Below are 23505 nucleotides of genomic sequence, written 5' to 3'. Positions count from 1 at the left end.
TACAGATGTATCGAATTTTTGCAAGTAAAATTTATGATTTATGAAAATCATTTGATCAAATTGCCAGTTTTTTGTTGATTAAATTAGCACAATTGACGGTATTTGGCTAGAAATTTTTGGTGTATTATCTAAATGTCATCTAAAAATTATTTGATATTACAGATAAAATAAAGTTTGATAAAATCGCTACAACTCATCGTTAAAATCGTGTATCATTAACCATATTTTAATGCGTATAAGGAATGCTGTCATGAGCCAAACTACTCAGTCTTTGCCTGTTAATACCGATGAAATCAAAGGCTATCGCACCCAAATTGATGCCATTGATGAGAAAATTCAAACGCTCATCAATGAGCGTGCCAAAGTTGCTCAGCAAGTGGCAGTTGCCAAAAAAAACCACGAAAATCACCCCATCTTTTATCGCCCTGAGCGAGAAGCTCAAGTATTAAAATCAGTCATGGCGCGTAATGAAGGCCCGTTATCTGGCGAAAAGATGGCACGCTTGTTTCGTGAAATTATGTCGGTATGCCTTGAGCTTGAAGAGCCACAAAAAGTGGCTTTTTTGGGACCAGTTGGGACATTCACCCATGCAGCAGCACTAAAGCATTTTGGTAAAGCAGCCACGACAGTATCTTTGACAACCATCACCGATGTATTTCGTGAAGTTGAAGCAGGCAGTGCGATGTACGGCGTGGTGCCTGTTGAAAACTCATCAGAAGGTGTGGTGAATCATACTTTGGATGCATTTTTAAGCTCAAGCTTAAAAATCATTGGCGAGGTGGAGCTGCCGATTCATCATAATTTTTTGGTGGCAGAGCATACCCGTGTTGAGAGCCTGAGCCGTATTTATAGCCATCAGCAAGCATTGGCACAGTGTCGCCACTGGCTGGATGTCAATTTCCCAAATGTTGAACGAGTGGCAGTTTCATCAAATGGTGAAGCGGCTCGTCGTCTTCAAAATGAATGGCATTCTGCAGCAATTGCAGGTGATGTGGCTGTTGCTGAATATGGTTTACATAAATTATACGAAAATATCGAGGATAATCCGGGTAATACCACACGATTTTTAATCATTGGGCGAGAAGACATTGCACCATCTGGTCAAGACAAAACCTCAATCATGGTCTCAAGTCCAGATAAAGCGGGAGCGTTGATTGAGATTTTGGAACCTTTACGCCGTCACGGAGTATCGATGACCAGTATTGAGACACGCCCTGAGCGTCCGAATAAATGGGCTTATGTATTTTTTATTGATATGAATGGCCATATCGAAGATAAGCATGTTGCTGCTGCGATCGAAGATATCAGACCACTAGTAAAGGATTTGCGAGTGTTAGGCTCTTATCCAAAAGCTGTTTTATAACTTTTTTAAATTAACAGCGTATGAAAAATCCAATGGATAATACAAAAAAGCCGTTGTTTGAGCAATTGTGCGTAATCGGCTTGGGGCTGATTGGTGCATCATTTGTACAAGCGGTACACAATGCCAATCATCGGCTTAACACGCCTTTGGTGGGTCAAATCACTGCCGCTGATACCAATCAAAAAAGTATCGATGATGCGTTGGCGGCAGGCGTGATTTCAAGTGGTAGCACAGATATTTTCAGTGCAGTTTGTGGCTCTGATTTGGTTATGATTGCCACGCCCGTCAAAAGCATTTATCCGATCATGAAGATGCTAAAGCATGCGATAGATTTGGGTGATTTGGCTAGTCATGCCATCATCACAGATGTGGGCAGCACCAAAGTATCAGTTGCTAAAGCGGCTGATGAGATTTTTGGTGCGTACCATCATTTTATTGGTGGGCATCCGATTGCAGGTGCAGAAAGGTCGGGCTTTGACGCCAGAAATGGTGAGCTTTTTGTACAGCATAAGGTCATTTTATGCCCAAGCACTCATAGCCAAGCAGCCGATTTTGCTAAAATTGCCAAAATCTGGCAGGCAATCGGTGCTAAGGTTATACAAATGAGTGCATCACGCCATGATGAGATTTTGGCTTATACCAGCCATTTACCACATTTGCTTGCTTTTAGTCTGACACATCAGCTGGCAAGCCATGATGATAATTTGGATATTTTTCGTTATGCAGCGGGTGGGTTTAGGGATTTTAGTCGTATTGCCGCCAGCCATCCTGTGATGTGGCATGATATTTTTATCGCTAACAAGCCTGCACTTTTAAATGCATTAGATGAATTTGTGAATCATTTACAAGTGTTTCGCCAAATCATTGATCAAGAAGATTCTGAAAAAATGTTTGATTGGCTCGCCACCGCTCGTCATGCTCGCCGTCATTTTGGGCATATGCTCGCCAAAAAACCGATGCACAAACCTAATATTGTTATTACTCCAGATGCCATCAAGGATACTATTATGAGTCAAAGTTATCATATTCGGCCACAAAATGCCATTTCAGGTGTGATTAGTGTCCCAGGAGATAAGTCGATCTCACACCGTTCAATCATGTTTGGCGCATTGGCTGATGGTGTCACTCATGTGACAGGATTTTTACAGGGTGAAGATGCACTGGCGACACTGCAAGCATTTGCTGATATGGGCGTTAAGATTGAGCGAAATAGCGATAAAGTTACCATTCATGGTGTTGGTATTGATGGTCTAAAAGCACCCAAAACTCCGCTATATATGGGTAATTCAGGCACCAGCATGCGTTTATTGGCAGGAATTTTATCCGCCCAAGCCTTTGATAGCGTGATGACGGGTGATGTCAGCCTATCTCAGCGTCCGATGGAGCGAGTGGCTGTACCACTGCGTAATATGGGTGCCAAAATCCAATCAACGGGTAAAAAAGGCACAGCACCCTTATCCATCACAGGCTCACAAACTCTAAATGCCATCGAATATCAATTGCCTGTTGCTTCTGCTCAAATTAAATCTTGTCTGATTTTGGCAAGTCTATGGGCTAAGGGTACCACAACCATCATCGAGCCTGAAGTGAGCCGAGATCACACCGAGCGTATGCTAAATGCCTTTGGTTATCCTGTGCAAGTTGATGGGTGTAAAATCAGTGTGACGGGCGGCGGCAGGCTGACAGCTACAGATATTATTGTGCCAGCAGATATCTCCAGTGCAGCATTTTTTATGGTGCTGGGTGCAATTGGAGGCGGTGAGGGACTGACCATTGAAAAAGTGGGCATGAACCCAACTCGCACAGGCGTCATCGATATTTTAACCTTGATGGGTGCTGATATCACAGTGATGAATGAAGCTGTCGTAGGTGGCGAGCCGATTGCTGATATTACAGTGCGACCTTCTGATTTGCATGGTATTGACATACCAGAGCATTTGGTACCACTTGCGATTGATGAATTTCCTATATTATTCATCGCAGCAAGCTGTGCGTATGGTGTCACCAAACTGACTGGTGCAAAGGAGCTGAGAGTAAAAGAGTCTGATCGCATCCAAGTGATGGCAGATGGCTTGGCAACACTTGGTATTGATTCTAAAGTGCTAGAAGATGGCATTATTATCCAAGGTAAAGGCATCCAAGGTGAGAAAAACGCCATCTTTGGCGGTGGTGTGATTGAGAGTCATCACGATCATCGGATTGCGATGAGTTTTGCGGTGGCAAGCAGCCGCGCCACAGATGACATTATCATTCAAGGCACCGAGACAGTCAATACCAGTTTTCCAAATTTTGCCGAGCTTGCCAATCGTGTTGGTCTGTCTATTGAGGTTAAATAACCCATCTATTTAAATAATCCATCTACCGATTGATTATGGTAATTGCTATGGCAAAAACAGTCACAACCACGCCAAAAGGGTTACTGACAGTGTTATCTGCTTTTTTGATTTGGGGCTGTTTTCCGCTGTATTTCAAAGAGCTGATAGAATATGATGCCATAGAAATCATCGTTCATCGTGTGGTTTGGACTTTTGTTATCTTACTTGGGATTACCATAATCACAAGACGCTTTAGGTGGATTGATCAAATCAAAAAGCAGCCCAAATGGCTGTTTTTAACCTTTCTTGCTTCTGTTTTAATCGCAACAAACTGGTTGGTTTATGTGTGGGCAGTAACGCACGATCAGGTACTTGAAGCAAGCTTAGGCTACTTTATCCACCCTTTGGTTGGCGTGCTATTTTCGATGCTAATATTCAAAGAAAAGCTGCGGTTGATGCAAAAACTCGCTGTACTACTGGCCGCCGCCGCTGTTGGCATTCAGATTGTATGGATGGGCGGGTTGCCTTGGGTGAGTATGTTATTGCCACTGTCATGGGGACTTTATGGTGTTATTCAAAGACAAACGCCTTTTGATGCACTTGATGGGTTGTTTCTTGAGACAGCATTGCTTGTACCTATATCACTGATTTGGTTGCAATTTTCTCATGTTGCCAGCTCATCGATGGCGTTTTGGGTGTCATCTGAGATTTGGCTTTTGATGTTAGCAGGTCCAGTGACATTAGTGCCGCTGCTTTTGTATAATATATCGACCAAGCTGGTACAGTTTAATACCTTATCTTTTTTAAATTACTTAACGCCAAGCTTGATATTTTTATTGGCTATTTTTTATTATCACGAGCCTTTTGATGCCAAGCGATTGTTGGTTTTTGTATTAATTTGGGTCGGGCTTTTGATGTTTAGTGCGGATATGTTTAAACATAAAAAAGGAGCATAAATGAGCGATATTGTGTTCATACAAGGGCTTAATATTGATACGGTGATTGGTGTCTATGCTTGGGAGCGTGTCATCAAACAAAGGCTCATCATCGATGCGCAGATGGTCTGTGATATGACGCGTGCCATTGCCGATGATGATGTGGCGTATGTGATTGATTATAAAGCCGTTTGTGAGGATATTGAAAAATTGTGCCATGAGGTGCAAGCTGAGCTTTTAGAGACCTTGGCGGATAAGATTGCGCATCATGTTTTGACCAATTATCCATGCTGTGAAATCGCACTGACCATACATAAGCCCAATGCCATCAAGCAAGCTGATAGCGTGGGTATTAAAATCATCCGCAAGGCAGGTGTATGAGCAAACAAGCCTATGCAAATGCGATTGTTATCGCTTTGGGCAGTAACCATGATGCCAAGGTTGCGTTTACTTGTGCCATTAAATCGCTTCAAGAGCTTGGGCGAGTCGTATTATCACAGCGAATTTGTGGACAAGATTTCACTGGGCGTAGTCAGAGAATTTATCATAATGCTTGTGCTTATATTATACTGACAAAAACTATGCAATATACAGACATTGAACAAACGCTGAAACAAATTGAACGGCGATGTGGACGCAATCCTGCCAAAAAATGTACCAAATACGATTATGAAGTGGTGATAGATTTGGATATTCTGGCGGCAAGGTTTGATGAACAGTGGCAGATGAATTTGGCACGACTGCCACTAAAAAACCACGATATACAAGGCATAAAGCAAGTTGCGGCATTTTTATTAGACCAAATATAGCTGATATCGATTCATTATTATCATCAAGTGGGCTGTACTGTGTGTCTATCTAAAATCATGGTAAGCCATAAAGTGGGTATTCATTTTTAATTAGTCCCACTATTTTTTTAATAAATGAAACTGGTATTGGTATTTATTTTTGTGAATAAACTTTTGGTAAAAATCCTTTTATAATAAACAAGAATATTTATATATTAAACTTGTTTTAATCGGTTGCATGGGCAGACATCTGCTTGTGTGTATAGTCCACCATGAGTAATGGATGGGTAATTTTATCAGGGTAATTTCAATGACAAAATATTATAACGATCCCGATCACATCGAGACCCAAGAGTGGCTTGATGCATTTGAATCGGTCATAAAAAATGCAGACAAAGATCGTGCACAGTTTTTATTAAAAGCACTTTATAACATGGCTGTTCAAGAAGGTTTACCATTCAACCGCCTTGATACTGCATATATCAATACCATTCCAGCCGAAGATGAGCCAACTTATCCTGGCGACTTGCACATGGAGCGTAAAATTCGTGCATTGATTCGTTATAACGCCTTGGCAATGGTCATGCGTGCCAACCAAAATAATGACGATTTGGGTGGGCATTTGGCAACTTTTGCATCATCAGCGACACTGTATGAGACGGGATTTAACCATTTTTGGCGTGCACCTAGCGAAAACCATGGCGGTGATATGATTTATTATCAAGGTCATGGTGCACCAGGCATGTATGCCCGTTCATTCTTAGAAGGTCGCTTGTCTGAAGAGCAGCTGATTAATTTTCGCCGTGAAGTCGATGGCAAGGGCTTGTCAAGCTATCCGCATCCTTATTTAATGCCTGATTATTGGCAGTTCCCAACAGTATCCATGGGCTTGGGTCCTTTGATGTCAATTTATCAGGCCCGTAATCAAAAATATCTGACCAATCGTGGCCTAATCAAAGATGAGGATCGTAAAGTTTGGGCATTTTTAGGTGATGGTGAAACTGACGAGCCTGAAAGCTTGGGTGCTATCTCAATGGCAGGTCGTGAGAAGCTGGATAACCTAATTTGGGTCATCAACTGTAACCTTCAGCGTTTGGATGGTCCCGTGCGTGGTAACGGTAAAATTATCCAAGAGCTTGAATCGGTGTTCCGTGGTGCAGGCTGGCGAGTGATTAAAGTCATTTGGGGCGATCATTGGGATCCATTACTTGCCAAAGATACCTCAGGGGCACTCAAAAAACGCATGGAAGAGGTGGTAGATGGTGAGTATCAGCTCTATGAAGCTCGTGATGCCGCCTTTGTTCGTAAGGAGTTTTTTGGCAAGTATCCTGAGCTTGAAGAGATGGCAAAACAGTTCAGTGATGAAGAGATTATACGCCTAAATCGTGGCGGTCACGACCCCAAAAAAGTCTATGCTGCCTATGCTGAAGCCATGAAAACCAAAGGTCAGCCGACGGTAATTTTGGTGAAAACGGTGAAAGGCTATGGTTTGTCTACTCAGATTCAATCGGTCAATAAAGCTCACCAAATCAAAAAAATTGACGAAAGTGGCTTAAAATACTTCCGTGACCGTTTTGATTTGCCATTGACCGACGAACAGCTCAAAGAATTACCTTTTTATCGCCCAAGTGAAGATTCGGCCGAATATAAATATCTGATGGGTCGCCGAGAGGCTTTGGGCGGTCATTTGCCATCTCGTCGCAGTGGTCACATTCCACTTGAGATTCCTGAGCTTTCGGTATTTAATCAAGTTCTGCAAGGCTCAAAAGGCAAAGAGCAATCAACCACTATGGTATTTGTGCGTTTATTGTCAGCCCTATTAAAAGATAAAGGTCTAAATAAACATGTTGTGCCGATTGTGCCTGATGAGGCGCGTACCTTTGGTCTAGAAGGCATGTTCCGTCAGCTTGGTATCTATTCATCAGTGGGTCAAAACTATGTCGCTGAAGATGCCGATGCTTTGATGGGCTATCGTGAAGCCAAAGATGGCCATATGCTAGAAGAAGGCATCAATGAAGCAGGTGCAATGAGTGCATGGATTGCCTTATCAACCAGCTATTCGGTTAATGCGTTACCGATGATTCCAATGTACATTTATTATTCAATGTTTGGTTTCCAGCGTATTGGTGATTTGGCGTGGGCAGCGGGCGACTGTCAAGCACAAGGATTTTTATTTGGTGCGACAGCAGGGCGTACCACACTAAATGGTGAAGGTTTACAGCATCAAGATGGCCATAGCCATATCTTATTTGGTACCGTACCTAACTGCGTAACCTATGACCCATGCTATGGTTATGAGCTGGCTGTCGTCATGCACGATGGTTTACGCCGTATGTATGCACAAGGTGAGCGAGTTTATTATTACATCACCTTGATGAATGAAAACTATGAACATCCAGCCATGCCTGAGGGTGTTGAAGAAGGCATTAAGCGTGGTATGTACCTGTTAAAAGATAATGGCTCAACTCAAGTTCAGCTACTGGGTTCGGGTGTGATTTTGCGTGAAGTTGAAAAAGCGGCACAAATCTTGCAAGATGAATTTGGTATCACTGCCAATGTTTGGAGTGTGACCAGTTTTAATGAACTGACTCGTGATGGCATGGCGTGTGACGACTACAACCGCCTACACCCAACCGCCGACCAAAAAACCCCATGGGTAACCAGTCAATTGGCATCACATAAAGGTATTGTGGTTGCAGCAACAGATTATATGCGTAATTATTCAGAACAAATCCGTGGATGGTTACCTGACAGCCGTCCATATGTAACCTTGGGTACTGATGGCTTTGGGCGTTCGGATAGTCGAGCCAAATTACGCAGTTTCTTTAATGTTAATGCAGAACATATTGTTGTGGCAACTTTGAAAAAATTGGCAGATGAAGGTGACATTGATGTTCGCTTGGTTCAAGATGCGATCAACAGTTTTGATATTGACGCCGATCAAGCACCAGCATGGCAGCGGCAGCCTCAATATGATTTCTTCCCAGATGCACCAGCACCAAAGGCAACTCGTGAGCCAAACCCTGTGCCTGAACTGGTCGAAGATGACAATCACTGATAACTGCCCAATTTATAGGAGAATATGATGGAAATCAAAGCCCCCGATTTGGGTGTTGAATCAGCTGAAGTTGCTGAAATTATGGTAAAAGTTGGCGATAGCGTCAGCGAAAATGACAATATGATTTTGGTTGAGTCTGATAAAGCCTCTGTTGAAGTGCCATCAACTGGTGCTGGTGTTATCAAAGAAATTCATATCTCGGTCGGTGATCACATCTCCGAAGGAGATTTGTTGTTCACTCTTGACAGTGATCAAAGTGGTGATGCTCAAAAAACTGACTCAAAATCCGACGATGAACCTCAAACAAAACAATCGGCTAAAGATGAAGATGATATATCTATCGGTGATGATGAGCAAACAGACGATCAGCCTGACTTAAATGAATCAGCTGGTAGTCAAACGCATCATTTACCAGACCTTGGCGTAGATAGTGCCGAAGTTGCTGATATTATGGTGGCAGTTGGTGATGAAATTACCAAGGATCAACCATTGATTTTGGTTGAGTCTGACAAAGCCTCGGTTGAAGTACCTGCACCAGTTGATGGCGTGATCGAAGAAATCTTAATCAAAGCAGGCGATAGTGTCTCAAATGGTCAAGCGTTTATTACGATTAAGAGCAAGGGCATTTCAGCCAAAAAATCATCAAATAAAGAGCAACCAGCCGAAAAAACCAAAGAAGAAGATACCAAAGCTAACCAAGCGGCAGTATCTGAATCAAAAAACAAGTCTGTACAAAGCCCACAAACCAAACTGCCAGAAGCTGTCGTAAACGAAAAAGCTCGACATGTTTACGCAGGCCCAGCGGTGCGTAAACTTGCGCGTGAGCTTGGTGTGGACATCAGTGCTGTGACAGGTACAGCAGCTCACGGGCGAATCTTAAAAGAAGACTTATTTGGCTATGTCAAATCAGTCATCAGCGGTTCTACCAGTCAAGCAAAATCTGGCACGACCGAGGTGCGTTCTGGTTTGCCAAGCTTACCAGATATGAGCAATAAAGAGATTTGGGGCGAGCTTGAAATCCAAGATCTCACTCGTCTACAAAAAGTCTCTATTCCGCAGCTAAACTACAATACCTATCTACCACAGGTGACGCAGTTTGATCTTGCTGATATCACAGATACCGAAAGCTTGCGTAATGAGCTTAAGGGTGAGTTTAAGGCAGAGGGCATTGGTCTGACTATTTTGGCATTTATTGTTAAGGCGGTGGCATATGCACTTACCCAAACGCCGAAATTTAATAGCCATTTATCGGATGATAATACACAAATTATTATCCGCAAATCGGTAAATATGGGTATTGCGGTAGCAACCGATGATGGTTTGATTGTACCTGTGATCAAGAATACTCAAGATAAAGGTATCAAGCAGATTGCCATTGAGATTGGTGAACTTGCCAAAAAAGCGCGTGATAAAAAACTGACCGCCAAAGACCTACAAGGTGCAAGCTTTACCATCTCAAGTCAAGGCAATCTTGGCGGCACAGCCTTTACGCCACTTGTAAACTGGCCACAGGTCGGTATTTTGGGTGTATCTGAAGCATCGTATCAGCCAAGATGGAATGGCAAAGAATTTGAGCCACGGCTCATGTTGCCACTATCACTGTCTTATGATCACCGTGTGATCAATGGTGCGGATGCTGCGGTCTTTACTCGCCATATTGCAAAATTGTTGGCAGATCCGCGTCGTATCTTGTTATAATTTAATCGCCAAGACTAACAACGCATCGATCAAAATCGGTGCGTTTTTTTATAAATTAATATGAATTAACTTAAGAAATGATACTTTAAAATAATAATATGTATAAATTAAAAAGATGATTTTTATCATTAAATATTAATAATAAAAACAAAAGATGAAAATCGGCTGGTTATTACTCTAATCATTTAATCATTTAATCAAAAAATACGCACACAAAACCCAGTTTACAAAACTCAAAAAGCTGATGCAATTGACACTTTTTTGCTGTATAGTGATATATACTGATAGTTCACGATACTATTTTATGTCTATCAACTCAAAAAATACTTAAGCAAAAGGATATTATATGAATACTTATACACCGCCAGAAGTTTGGGATTATCAAAGTATCAAAGCCAAAAACGGTGGCACATTTGGCGGTACAAATCGCCCCACAGCAGGGGCAACGCATGAGAAGAACTTGCCTGTTGGCGACTCGCCTTATCAGCTGTATTCTTTAAACACGCCCAATGGCATTAAGGTGAATATATTACTGCAGGAGCTAAAACAACTTGGGGCAATCACAGGATATGATGCCTATAAGATCAATATCATGGCAGGAGATCAATTCGGATCGGATTTTGTCAAAATTAACCCAAACTCCAAAATTCCAGCATTGCTTGATCAAAGTACCACGCCTGCTACTCGTATCTTTGAAAGCGGGGCGATTTTATTGTATTTAGCCCAAAAACATAACGCCTTTATCCCAACTAATCTCAATCAGTTATCAGAGCTTTACTCATGGCTCATGTGGCAGATGGGTTCAGCACCGTTTGTGGGTGGTGGTTTTGGTCATTTTTATGCCTATGCACCAGAGCCAATGGAATATCCTATTAACCGTTATGCGATGGAGACCAAACGACAATTGGATGTCTTAGATCAGCATTTGGCAAACCATACCTTTATGATTAAAGATGATTATACGATCGCTGATATGGCGATTTATCCATGGTATGGGCGTTTGTGCTTGGGAGAGCTTTATGTCTCTGATAGCTACGATGCCGCCAAGTTTTTGGAAGTACATACTTATCAAAATGTCATTCGATGGGCAAAAACCATTGCAGCTCGTGAAGCAGTACAATACGCCCAATCTCTTGAGCTTAAAGCAATTTGATGACCAAGTTATCTTGATAATATGTTTACAATTACTCAGTCAAATGATACCCAAATTCTATTGGATCATCTGATTCATTACTACCAGCAAACACAGGCACAGCGTCAAGGTGAGGCACTGGGTATTTCTGTTTTTTCACCATTTATCGTCATTGTTCCATCGATGGTACTTGGTGATTGGCTCAATCGCAGTATTGCTGAACGGCTTGGGATTAGCACACTTTTTATGACACAATTTTGGGGTCAATATCAGTGGCAGCTTATTCAGCAAGTGCTTAGGATTGATGCTAATCATCATCCTTCAGATGCCTTGCAGGTGCCAGAGGTGGCGGTACTGTCTGGTTCGGTCATGCGTTGGCGGATTTTTGGCTTTATCAAAACTTTATCTAGTGAGCAGATTATCAAGATTATGCAAGATGATCATCATCCGTTGTATGATTTTTTGATGACAATTTATGACACTCAGAACCAAAGCATTCCAGAGCATCGGCTATGGCGAATCTGTGAGGAGGTGTCGTCAGTTTTTGTGCGATATTTGACCCATCGACCCGAATGGCTACATGCATGGACCCATGACTTACCACTACCTGAATCAATCGATGAGATGATCGATACTAAGGATAGATTTGCCAATGATTATAGCGATAGTGATCCAACACCCAAATGGCTGATTCAGCAATATCACGATCTTGAAAAATTGTTACGATATCTGTGGCGACAGCTATTTTCTGAGGTCTATGCTTATCGTGAGACGCTTGAGGTGCGATTTTGGGCAGTGCTTGATGGGCTGCGTGGTGAAAGTGTGGCAGCTGAAGCATATAAAAGCTTGCCTAATCACCTTTATTTATTTACTATCCAGCAAATTCCCTTGCTGGAGCTACAATTTTTAAAACGCTTATCAGTTCATTTGAATGTGCATTTATTGCATTTTAATCCATCAAAGATGTTTTGGGCGGATATTGTTGATAAAAACTGGCTGGCAACGCAGCGTATTATTAACCCAAACTTGGTCTATCTAAAAGATTATGGTCATGTTTTATTATCAAGATTGGGTAAAGAGTCCCGAGAAACTTTTGCGATGCTGGCAGATATGTCGGGCGGTGATTATTATTATGAAAAAGAAGGGGTGAATCGCAGATTTTATGAAACTTATCGCACACCCAAAGATTGGCAAGTTGACTGGCAGGATGATTTTGTATCGCCGGCTCAAGAATCTAAAAGTTTATTAAATCAGCTAAAATCCGATATTTTAATGCTTGAAGATGGCGAAGCTACCAAACAATGGTGGCAACAAGAACTTGTATCAGCCTTCAAAGATAGTGCGTTTTGGGAACAAAAAGTTAAAACCAAAAGCCAGTTAATGTTGCCTCTTGGATTGGATAAAAATGATCAATCTCTACGCCTGCCCAGTCTAAGTATCCATGCCTGCCACAGTCTAAAACGACAGCTTGAAGTGGCTCGTATGATCATAGCTCGCTATCTTAATGAGCCAAATTCTGACGGTAGCCACCGAAAATTATCTGATATCGTGGTTTATTTACCTGAAGCTCAGGCGGCCGAAGATCTTATCCGACTGATTTTTAATGATGATGTTGGTATGGATGGGCTGAAGCTACCTGCCAAAATTACCGGTACTGCCAGTCGTGAGGTAGATTCGCTGATGGCTGCCATCAGCGGGTTTTATCGGCTACTTGGTGCCAAAAATGCGCGTTTTTATCGTGATGATGTGTATGAATGGCTGATGACGCCAGCATTGTACGAAAGTTTGGGGCTTGATTTTGAGTCAGTCAATCGAGCCTGTCAATTGCTGGATGCGGCTGGCTTTCGCCGAGGATTTGATGCTGCACATTTGGCAATGACACTAAATGAAGCTGATTTGGATTATCGTTATAGTTTTAGCTATGCTTTAGATCGTATCGTGGCAGGGTTTTTAACACCCTGTGATTCACCATCTCCAAGCTCATTGATGCATCCGTTTAAATGGCGTGATGAATCATTTCAAGAAGCAAGCTTGCCTTTAGAGGGGGTCACATTAGCTGATCAACCGATTGTTGAGGCGCTGTGTCTGATTCATGCAGGTCTCAGAGAATTTCGTGATGAATATCAACGGCTTGCACCTGTGATTGATTGGCTTCATCATATCGAGCATCGTGTCATCAATCGCTACTTTACCAAATATCGTGAAACCAGTCAGATGCATGTTATTTTCAAGGTGATGAATGGTATTGCAGCCAGCATCCGTGCCAATCATCATTATCACCACCATGCTAAGAATTCTACACAAGGCACTCAAAACATAGAGCTTACACTTGAATTTGTGCTTGAGAGTATGGCGAGTTTACTTGCCTCTCAAGCGGTGAGTGCTGAGCCAGCAGGCACGATCACTTTTGCGCGTTTTGGGGCTTTAAGAAATGTGCCTTTTGGCTTGACGCTAATGCTGGATATGAATTTATCAGCATTCCCTAGGCAAGATCGACAAGCGCGCCTAGATTTGATGAAAGCTGGGCTTAAGCGTCGTGGCGATCGTTTTTTAGAAGATGATGACAATGGTGCATTTTTAGATGCCATACTGTGTAGCCGTGATGCTTGTGCCATTTTTTATACCAATGTCGCCGATGACGGCACTCAGCTACTGCCAGCATCACCAGTCAGTGAGTTGATTGAATTTTTTAAATCTAATGTGGATTGGGCGGTTGACTTGCAGGCGAATCATACCAATCAAGCCGATCAAATACATGCTAAACTTGCGACCATCGCCCCGAAATTGGTTCAGCAGCTTTTGATTTATGAGCATGCTGCCAATGCCTTTGATGCGTCTGTATTTTATGAAACAAAAGAGATGGTCTGTGATGAAGATGATTTGGCTGATTTTTTAACCCAAAAAATTCTGCACGCCAAACAATCCCAAACTTATTACTTGCCACCATCGCCCATGATGGTAAAATTGCGTCATTTATTGGATCAAGATTTTAATCAATCACCCATCATAAGCTTACCTGATGCGACAATTTATCAGATGCTTGCAGAAGCGTTACAAAACAACTTACAAGGTGACAGCGGGCAATTAGAGGAAGTTTTAACCATTTTTGGCATTCAATTACCAAACAGTATGCCACTTAATCAGATTTATCATACACTTAAAAATCCTGCCACAGCCTATCTAAAACACAAACTGCCACTACTATATGACGCAGAAGACGGCTTTTTAGAAGAGCCGCTGTCTTTGGACGGTTTGGGTCAATATCAGCTTAAAGAGACCTTGATTGATGCCATGGCACAAGGGGTATTTGATGGCATGCCTATGGATGAGTTTGACTATCATAAGCTCATAGATACCATTTATATGAACGATGATAAGGCATCAGAGTTTGCTCACATTGTACGCATCTATTATGATAATTTGCTACCCGCTGGTGCAAATCGTTTGACCAGTTTGGATAATTTGGTTGGGCAACTGGCGAAGCTGACTGACGATTTTGCACAAAATCTAACAGATTTACAAGTTAAGAAGCAGCAATTACAATATTCTTCAATGATTAGTCCAACCAAAGAGCAATATATTGCAGTTGAGCTAAATCATATCCCGCTGGATATTGTCGCAAAATTACCCATCAGCTGCGATCAATGGTTGCGAGTGCTACCAAATACAGTGCGTGCAGGGCATTTTTTACGCTTTTATTTGCATCATTTGGCGTGGCAAGTGAGCAGAAAAACCGACCAAAAAGACATTGAACAAAATCTTGGCAGCAGCTTATGGCAGTTTGGGCAGGCTAGCAATGATTTAAAAGACTTTCATCTCAATGATGTTTCCTTATTAAAGCTAAAACCCATTCATAAAGAGACTGCTAAGCGGCAACTACAAAATTTCATGGTCATGGGTTTATTAGCCAAGCAGATGCCTTTGGTGCTACCTTTGATGACTTCACTGAACATTGTCGCTTTGAATACCAAAAATGAGCTTGAATTTGGTGAAAGCCAGTTTAATGATTGGTTGTCAGGTCAGTATGAAGATCATTACCAAGGTCAATCTTGGCAAAAGATATTGGATGGCCTGCAGCCACTGCCTGAGATTAAAAAAGGTAAAGAACTTGCACAAGTTTTATATGCTGGTTTATTGGATGCTCTCATCATTGACCCAACCAGTCAAACAGTTTGATGGTTTAATACTTAAGGCGATAAACGCTTTTGTTTTTTATTGTGAAATAATGATAAATTTTAACAGTTATCTGATCTAAGTTTGCTCAAACAATCGCCAAACTGATTGTTTGACAACTGTTTGAGCAAAAATGAATTACTGATTTTGAGCTTGGACGGCAAGCTTATCGTATAAGCCGCCATCACTAAAATAAGTTTTCATGATACTTGCCCAGTCTCCAAAGACATCATTAGGAAAAAAGGTTGTCATGACAGGGAATTTATCGGCGTGTTTGGCTAGGATATCGGGGCTGCTTGGTCTTAAGAAAAACTTCGTGGCAAGCTCTTGAGCTTCGTCGCTGTACAGATGATTGAGGTATTCGGTTGCAGCTTTGGTTGTGCCTTTGTTGTCGGTAACAGATTTCACCACAGCAATCGGATTTTCTGCATTCACTGTGTAGCTTGGGTAAATAATATCCACATTGCCAAATTTACTCTTAATCACATTGGCTTCATTTTCAAAGGTGATTAAGACATCACCGATGCCACGCTGGGCAAAGGTTGTTGTTGCCGCACGCCCACCATTTTCAAATACTTTAACATGGCTTAAAAGTGCCTTGACGAACGCATGAGTTTGAGCTTCGTCATTATGATAAGCATTCAAGCCATAGCCATAAGCACCCAAAAACGCATAGCGACCGTTACCAGAGGTTTTTGGGTTGGCGATGATAATATCTATGCCACTTGTTGCCAAGTCATTCCAATCTTTAATGCCTTTGGGGTTGCCTTCTCGTACCAAAAATACGATAGTACTGGTGAAAGGAATGGCATGGTTTGGGAATGCGTGTCGCCAATTGCCATCCACCAATTTGGCATCAGCCAATAGCTCAATATCAGAGCCTTGATTCATGGTAACAATATCCGCTTGCAGTCCATTTTTTACCGAAAGTGCTTGCTTGCTTGAGCCACCATGAGACTGCTTGATCTTAATTTTGGTATTTGGGTGATGGGTCAAATAATGATTTATAAAAACTTCATTATACGCTTTATAAAAATCTCGAGACACATCGTAAGAAACATTCAAAAGCTCAATTGGATCTTGATTAGCTTCTGTACTACTGGCTGTCGTGTCAGTATTTTGGATGGAAGTTTTGGTATTGTTTGAGCAAGCAGTTAAGCCAAAAAAGATACCAAATGCTGTTGCCAGCAGTGTTGTTTTTTTAAGCAATGTTATCATAATAAATCCAAACCAAACTAAATAAACAGATAGTGCATACTTTACGCAAATTCGTCATAAAAAACCAACGACAAATCAGACTTTTTATTTTCTATTTTGGAATTAAGCAGTCTGATAAATTAGTCTAAGTAGGGCTGATGATTGATGAAAATACAAAAAAAATATGCTATGCTTACCGTATTTTATCCCAATTTAAGGAATGTTTATGACTCAGCTTGACCCAAATTGGCAGACAGATGCACTTGATCTAAGTCTTGGTTATTTTGAGCAGACTTTGGCAGTTCGAGGCGGTTATCATCGCACTGATGAAGGCGAGCATAACGAAGCTATTTTTACAACCAGCAGTTATGTGTATGCTAGTGCCGCTGATGCAGCCGATCATTTCAATGGTAATAAAAAAGGCAATGTCTATTCTCGGCATACCAATCCAACAGTCAGAGCCTTTGAGCGTCGTTTAGCTTTACTTGAAAATGGCGAGCGAGCTGTCGCTACCGCATCTGGTATGGGTGCTATTTTGACCATGTGTTTGGCATACCTAAAAGCAGGCGATCATTTGCTTTGTGCTAAGCAATTATTTGGCTCATCGATCGCACTCTTTGATGGTTATTTTCAGGGGTTTGGGGTAGAGGTCAGCTATGTAGATTGTTTTGATAATGAGGCATGGGCAGCAGCGATACGCCCTAATACCCGTGTGCTTTATTGTGAAAGCCCAAGTAATCCTTTGGCACAGATTGCCGATTTGCGTTACTTGTCCAAGCTTGCCCATGCACACGATGCCTTATTGATTGTTGATAATTGTTTTGCAACACCAGCCATCCAAAAGCCTTTAGAGCTAGGAGCTGATGTGGTCATTCACTCAGCCACCAAATACATTGATGGGCAAGGGCGTATCTTGGGCGGTGCGCTTGTTGGGCGTGATGAGCTGATGGAAAAAGCATTTGGTGTGGTGCGTACAGGCGGCATCAGCTTGTCACCTTTTAATGCTTGGGTACTCTTAAAAGGGCTTGAAACGCTATCTCTACGCATGAAGGTGCATTGTGACAATGCCAATCAAGTTGCCCAATTTTTAGCCAGTCACCCTAATGTCAAAAAAGTTCATTTTTCAGGACTGTCAGACCACCCCTCGCATGAGCTTGCCAAATCACAGCATACCGCACTTGAAGTGACTGGGGGAGCATTTGGGGCGATCATTGGTTTTGAAGTGGCTGACCAAGCATCGGCATGGCAAGTGATTGATAGCACCCGTATGATTAGTATTACTAATAATTTGGGTGATGCCAAAACTACCATTACCCATCCTGCCACCACCACGCATTTTCGTATGACGCCTGAGCAACGTATTGAAGCAGGTGTTCATGATGGTTTGATTCGATTATCGGTGGGGATTGAAGATGCTCGTGATATTATCAAAGATTTGGCACATGGCCTAGATAATATTTAGATAAAATTTATAGAATTAATCACAGTTTTATTTAAAATCATCCGTGGTCAATTCTTTAATCATAAATGATTTAAATCAAATCACAAAATTACTAAGAGAATAAATTGGGTTTTAACTCTGGTGCATTTATGCTAAAATATACAAAATAACATATACCAAATAACAACCGATAATAGCCAAACCCAATCGGTTGGGTTATCTATTACCAGTTATCTTATTTTCATCACACTTGATTATAATTTGAGCCATCACATGAGTTACTCTATTTTTTGCCAAACTAAAAATAATGTCTTGTTAGAGCCGATGTTTTTTGGTCAACCCGTGAATGTCTCTCGTTATGATCAACAAAAGCATCCGATTTTTGAGCAACTCATCGAAAAACAACTGTCATTTTTTTGGCGTCCCGAAGAAATCGATGTCTCAAAGGATCGTATTGATTTTGCCGAACTTTCTACGCATGAGCAACATATTTTTTTAAGTAATCTTAAATATCAGACTCTGTTAGACAGTATCCAAGGTCGTAGCCCAAATGTGGTTTTATTGCCCTTGGTTTCTATTCCAGAACTTGAGACTTGGATTGAGACTTGGTCATTTAGTGAGACGATTCATTCACGCAGTTACACACATATTATTCGCAATGTGGTCAATGACCCTAGTAAAATTTTTGAAGATATTGTGGATAATGAATATATTCTTGAGCGTGCAAGTGATATCGCCAAATATTACGATGACTTGCATTTATGTGCCAAATTATATGATTTGCATGGTGAGGGCATTTATCAGATTGATGGGCAGTCTGTTGAGGTTACGCTACCAAAACTAAAAAAACAGCTGTATTTGTGTATTGTCGCTGTCAATGTGCTTGAAGCCATTCGCTTTTATGTATCATTTGCCTGTTCGTTTGCATTTGCTGAGCGTAAAGTGATGGAGGGTAATGCGAAAATTATTAAAATGATTGCGCGTGATGAAGCATTGCATTTAAATGGCACTCAGCATATGATCAATCTGATGCGTCAAGGCAGAGATGATCCTGACATGGTTGCCATTGCCGAAGCGTGTCAAGAAGAAGCGATTGAGATTTTTAAAAGTGCTGCCGAACAAGAAAAAGCTTGGGCAAACTATTTATTCAAAGATGGTTCAATGATTGGTCTAAATCGAGATATTTTATGCCAGTATATTGAGTTTATTACAAATACTCGTATGTCGGCTATTGGATTGCCAGCTATTTTTGAAACCAAAACCAATCCCATTCCTTGGATTAATGCTTGGCTGTCTTCAGACAATGTTCAGGTTGCCCCTCAAGAAACCGAAATTACCACTTATTTGGTTGGTCAGATTGATTCTGATTTAGATGATGTGGATTTGGACGATTTTGAGCTATAACTAATTACCAAAAGGGCTTGTTATGAGACAAGCCCTAATTCATAAATCAGTCATAACAAGAAAAATAAAGATTGCGATATGGGTTGGGTGTTTACTGACGAGACACGATTTTACTTGCATGAAAATGAAACACTGCTAGACGGCATGATTCGTACAGAACATAAAAAGGTACACTACGAATGCCGACAGGGTTATTGTGGTACTTGTCGCATGAAAGTATTGGCAACCACTGGGTCAATCACTTTGGTTAAAAAACCGTTGGCAACTTTAGCAGATGATGAAATATTGGCCTGTTGCTGCACTTTAAACGGCACAACTCAAGTCAGCTATTACCCTAAAAATGAAAATCAGTTGCCATTGTTTATTGACTGTGCTGAATACTTACCCTAATTGATATACTATGGTTAAATCAGCCAAAGCGAAATTAGGGCGTTTTATCCAGTGAAAACGACGATCAATCTGCTTTTTGGTGTTTTGGGTTGTCTTTTTCGGTAATGATGTCAGCATCAGGATCGCCAAAGCTTAAGATATCACCAAAATTTGGCTGAACCTTTAATAAGAGCTGTTGTGCTTTTAAGTAACCATCATTGATTTGAACTTTTTTTAGATTTTTCATGATCATATCGTTATTTTTTAGCCATCGACCAATGTCAAGATAAATGATATTGCCTTTATGCCCAGTAAATGGAATGCCTTTAATTTTAATTTTATTCAAAATAAAAGGTAATGGATCTTTGCGTAGTAGCGTACGGTATAAGCCCACGCCAAGTCGTGCAGCTGGGGCTTTATACCACTGCTTACTGTGTAGCTCAATCACATCTGTATCACCGATTTGCTTAAGCACCAACCGCTGAGTGTGGCGATCTAGCTGTAGATGAACCAGTTCAAAATTACTGGCCACTGTTGTATATAGACCCATGATATCGACTGTACAAGTCAATCTAAGCCAGTTGTCATGAATATCCAATTTTAAATTATGCAACAGCCCAACATTTTTTGTAACAAAATTATACAAAGCATCATTAACTTGCTTTTGGGTGAGTGTGACCAAAAGCTCATCAACCAAATTATCAGCTGCTTTGACATAGCCATGCTTGATATTGCCAAAAGTTTGTTGCCAACTTAAGAGCAAGCTTTCATTAAACCAACTGCTACTGTCTTTGGCATCAAATTGATTTTCAAGACTCATCGTGTCCGTTTGTGCGTTATCTGTATGATAAAAAGTTGTGTCATTGCCGTTTTTTATCATTTGGGCATTGTGCAACTGAGAAGATGGGTGGGTTGTTTGAGTATTATCCATATGATTCGATCTTAAATTTGATTATCCTAAATCGCTATGGTTTGATAACCAAAGCCTACTAAATATAAAATTGATGAGTATTTTAGCAAATTTTTAGTAGGATAAGATGAGTGAATCGGTAATTTTTTGTAGCTTTAAAAAAACATATCATACAGAGTATACCAATCAATCATCTATACCAACAAATAAGCAACATAATGCCCAAAACGATACCAATAAAAGAAAAATATTTTTGGCATAAATGATATCAATATCAACCTTTTAAAACATATCTACCAAAAATTTTGTTAAAATATATCATGAATTTTATCAAAGGAATTTATCATGAGTCAATTTTTTGCTCGATTAACTCCTAAGCAAAAGCAATATTTAGCAACCATTCAAACGCCGTATTATTTGCTTGATGAGCGTGCCATTATTGACAACCTTAGCATCACGCAAAAGGTTTGTCATGAGTCTGGTGTAAAAGCGTTACTTGCACTCAAATGCTTTGCCACTTGGGGGGTTTTTGAATCTATGAAGCCGTATCTGCATGGCACAACTTCCTCGTCCTTAAAGGAAGTGCGACTGGGCAAAGAATGCTTTGGCGGTGAAACGCATGCTTATAGCGTGGCTTATGCCGATCATGAAATTAAAGAAGTTCTTGATTACTGTGATAAGATTATTTTTAATTCTATTAATCAATTAAAAAGATTTGGGCAATTGGCTCATGATAAAAATATCCCCGTTGGGCTTCGCCTAAATCCTCAAACCAGCAACTCATCATTTATCATTGCCGACCCTGCCAGACCATTTAGCCGCTTGGGCGAGCATGATGTTGAGAGCATTATGGCGATAGCGGATCAGATTACTGGTGTGATGATTCATAATAATTGTGAGAACACTGATTTTGAGGCATTTAGCCAAAGTTTGACCGATATAGAAAACCGCTTTGGTGAGTTATTTCATCGCTTAGAATGGATCAGCTTTGGCGGTGGTATCCATTATATTGACCAAAATTATCCTTTAGATAAATTTATCAATAGGCTTAAGAATTTTAGCGAAACATATGGTGTACAAATTTATCTTGAGCCAGGGGAAGCGTCAGTACACCAAGGCGCTGTTCTTGTGACCAGCGTGCTTGATGTGATGTATAATAATAAGCCGCTGGCAGTGGTTGATGCTTCTATTGAGGCACATATGTTAGATTTACTCATTTATCGTCAATCTTCGCCGCTGGCTTATGTCAATGACACAGCTTATGATATCACAGGTGCAGATTTTGATGGCACATCGGCAGATGAAACCTCAGTAAGAATCTATGGCAAATCCTGTTTGGCGGGCGATATTTTTGGAGATTATACGCTTAATGAACCTCTAAAGATTGGTGACAAAGTCGCTTTTGGCAATGCTGCTGCTTATACAATGGTTAAGAAAAATTGGTTTAATGGCGTTGACATGCCATCGATTGTGATTATTCGCCAAGATGGCAAAATCATGATTCAACGCCAATTTGATTATGAGGATTATAAAGCCAGTCTGTCCTAAATGAAACATTGCTTTTGAGAATAAATGATTATCTAACTGCTTGAAAATCAGGCAAATAATCGCTATTATTAAAGTTTTTATCATCAATAGCAAATAATTTGGGTGTGTGAATTTTCCTTGAAGTCTTCCTTTTTAATTCATGCACAAATATTGATAAGCTCATTTCATTCATTGGGCATTAAGGAGGATTGATGTCTCAGGCAAAAAATGTACTCATCATTGGTGCAGGTGGTGTCGCTCAGGTGGTTGCACACAAATGTGCGATGGCAAATGATATTTTTGGGGAAATTCACATCGCATCACGCAAGATTGACAAGTGTCAAGCTATTGCCAAAAATGTCGCCAAAAAGGGCAGTTTTAAGCGTGATGCCGTTTTGCATACTCATGCTGTAGATGCGATGGATCATCACGCTGTGGCTGAATTGATCCGCAAAACAAATACAGATATCGTGATTAATGTTGGCTCACCATTTATTAATATGAGCGTGATGGATGCGTGCATCGAAACAGGTACGCATTATTTAGATACTGCCATTTATGAAGATCCGCATAAAATTTGCGAAACGCCGCCTTGGTATGAAAATTATGAATGGAAAAAACGCGAATCCTTCAAAAAAGCAGGTGCAACCGCCATCTTGGGCGTGGGCTTTGATCCAGGTGTTGTCAATGCATACGCACGGTTGGGTGTTGAGTATTTTGATAAAGACAGCGTAACCGATATTGATATCATTGATATTAATGCTGGTAGCCATGGCAAATATTTTGCAACCAATTTTGATCCTGAGATTAATTTTCGTGAGTTCACTGGCGTGGTTTATTCTTGGCAAAATAGCCAATGGCAGACCAACCAAATGTTTGAAGTCAAGCGGACAGATGACTTACCAGTCGTCGGTATTCAAAACAGCTATCTAAGCGGGCATGATGAACTGCACTCTTTGCACAAAAACTTAAATGTGCCGAATATCCGTTTTTGGATGGGGTTTGGTGATCATTACATCAATGTATTTAGCGTGCTAAAAAATCTTGGTCTCTTATCAGAGCAGCCGATCACAACTGCCGAGGGTCTAGAAGTAGTGCCTCTAAAAGTCGTCAAGGCGGTTTTACCCAATCCTGCCAGTCTTGCCGAACATTATACAGGTAAGACCTGTATCGGCAATAAAGTTAAGGGGGAAAA

16 protein-coding genes are annotated in these 23505 nt (G+C 41.0%); 14 read left to right on the top strand and 2 right to left on the bottom strand.

Features of this window, described 5'->3' with window-relative positions; all coding sequences use genetic code 11:
• The first annotated feature begins 250 nt into the window (after positions 1-250).
• The 9 genes from pheA to HMPREF2573_RS07415 all read left to right on the top strand — a co-directional run bounded on the left by pheA (position 251) and on the right by HMPREF2573_RS07415 (position 15465).
• Complete coding sequence (pheA, locus tag HMPREF2573_RS07455) at positions 251-1363, top strand: prephenate dehydratase (protein WP_003659724.1); 1113 nt, start codon at positions 251-253, stop codon at positions 1361-1363.
• A gap of 32 nt (positions 1364-1395) precedes the next feature.
• On the top strand, positions 1396-3699 hold the full coding sequence (locus tag HMPREF2573_RS07450) for a bifunctional prephenate dehydrogenase/3-phosphoshikimate 1-carboxyvinyltransferase (RefSeq protein ID WP_003673825.1): 2304 nt from the start codon (positions 1396-1398) through the stop codon (positions 3697-3699).
• A gap of 47 nt (positions 3700-3746) precedes the next feature.
• Complete coding sequence (gene rarD / locus HMPREF2573_RS07445; RefSeq protein WP_003658251.1) at positions 3747-4634, top strand: EamA family transporter RarD; 888 nt, start codon at positions 3747-3749, stop codon at positions 4632-4634.
• Complete coding sequence (gene folB, locus HMPREF2573_RS07440; protein ID WP_070473090.1) at positions 4635-4994, top strand: dihydroneopterin aldolase; 360 nt, start codon at positions 4635-4637, stop codon at positions 4992-4994. It abuts the gene before it with no gap.
• Positions 4991-5422: a 2-amino-4-hydroxy-6-hydroxymethyldihydropteridine diphosphokinase gene (locus tag HMPREF2573_RS07435; RefSeq protein WP_003658247.1), complete on the top strand. Its 432-nt coding sequence runs from the start codon at positions 4991-4993 to the stop codon at positions 5420-5422. The genes folB and HMPREF2573_RS07435 overlap by 4 nt, the downstream gene beginning before the upstream one ends.
• Before the next feature lie 289 nt (positions 5423-5711).
• The gene (gene aceE / locus HMPREF2573_RS07430) at positions 5712-8459 is read left to right on the top strand and encodes a pyruvate dehydrogenase (acetyl-transferring), homodimeric type (protein ID WP_003658245.1); all 2748 of its coding nucleotides are present in this window, start codon (positions 5712-5714) and stop codon (positions 8457-8459) included.
• Positions 8460-8486: 27 nt separating this feature from the next.
• On the top strand, positions 8487-10157 hold the full coding sequence (locus HMPREF2573_RS07425; protein WP_003668414.1) for a 2-oxo acid dehydrogenase subunit E2: 1671 nt from the start codon (positions 8487-8489) through the stop codon (positions 10155-10157).
• Positions 10158-10503: 346 nt separating this feature from the next.
• Complete coding sequence (yghU, locus tag HMPREF2573_RS07420; protein WP_003659729.1) at positions 10504-11310, top strand: glutathione-dependent disulfide-bond oxidoreductase; 807 nt, start codon at positions 10504-10506, stop codon at positions 11308-11310.
• A 21-nt stretch (positions 11311-11331) separates the two neighbouring features.
• Complete coding sequence (locus HMPREF2573_RS07415; protein ID WP_070473087.1) at positions 11332-15465, top strand: exodeoxyribonuclease V subunit gamma; 4134 nt, start codon at positions 11332-11334, stop codon at positions 15463-15465.
• A gap of 135 nt (positions 15466-15600) precedes the next feature.
• Here the strand turns inward: HMPREF2573_RS07415 and HMPREF2573_RS07410 are convergent, their stop codons facing one another.
• On the bottom strand, positions 15601-16680 hold the full coding sequence (locus tag HMPREF2573_RS07410) for a sulfate ABC transporter substrate-binding protein (RefSeq protein ID WP_070473084.1): 1080 nt from the start codon (positions 16678-16680) through the stop codon (positions 15601-15603).
• 205 nt (positions 16681-16885) lie between these two features.
• Between HMPREF2573_RS07410 and HMPREF2573_RS07405 the strand changes: the two genes are divergently transcribed.
• The 3 genes from HMPREF2573_RS07405 (at position 16886) to HMPREF2573_RS07395 (ending at position 19894) form a co-directional block, all read left to right on the top strand.
• Positions 16886-18121 carry an O-succinylhomoserine sulfhydrylase gene (locus tag HMPREF2573_RS07405; RefSeq protein ID WP_003664310.1) on the top strand — a complete coding sequence of 412 codons (1236 nt, stop codon included), beginning with the start codon at positions 16886-16888 and terminating at the stop codon, positions 18119-18121.
• Positions 18122-18373: 252 nt separating this feature from the next.
• Positions 18374-19504 carry a class Ia ribonucleoside-diphosphate reductase subunit beta gene (nrdB, locus tag HMPREF2573_RS07400; protein WP_003658237.1) on the top strand — a complete coding sequence of 377 codons (1131 nt, stop codon included), beginning with the start codon at positions 18374-18376 and terminating at the stop codon, positions 19502-19504.
• A 78-nt stretch (positions 19505-19582) separates the two neighbouring features.
• The gene (locus HMPREF2573_RS07395; RefSeq protein WP_003664312.1) at positions 19583-19894 is read left to right on the top strand and encodes a 2Fe-2S iron-sulfur cluster-binding protein; all 312 of its coding nucleotides are present in this window, start codon (positions 19583-19585) and stop codon (positions 19892-19894) included.
• 64 nt (positions 19895-19958) lie between these two features.
• On the opposite strand, the gene HMPREF2573_RS07390 is transcribed toward HMPREF2573_RS07395, so the two are convergent.
• The gene (locus tag HMPREF2573_RS07390) at positions 19959-20804 is read right to left on the bottom strand and encodes a hypothetical protein (protein WP_003658234.1); all 846 of its coding nucleotides are present in this window, start codon (positions 20802-20804) and stop codon (positions 19959-19961) included.
• Between the two features lie 324 nt (positions 20805-21128).
• On the opposite strand from HMPREF2573_RS07390, the gene HMPREF2573_RS07385 reads away from it, so the two are divergent.
• Entirely contained in the window at positions 21129-22331 is a 1203-nt protein-coding gene (locus HMPREF2573_RS07385; protein ID WP_003658230.1) for a carboxynorspermidine decarboxylase, read from the top strand.
• Between the two features lie 191 nt (positions 22332-22522).
• Positions 22523-23505: saccharopine dehydrogenase family protein (locus tag HMPREF2573_RS07380; protein ID WP_070473081.1), on the top strand; the 983-nt coding region annotated here is incomplete at its 3' end.

The sequence above is a fragment of the Moraxella sp. HMSC061H09 genome (assembly GCF_001809255.1).
In the GTDB taxonomy this organism is placed as follows: Bacteria; Pseudomonadota; Gammaproteobacteria; order Pseudomonadales; family Moraxellaceae; genus Moraxella; species Moraxella catarrhalis.
The sequence above is the reverse complement of the archived record's forward strand: the minus strand, read 5'-3'. Positions and strand labels throughout refer to the sequence as shown.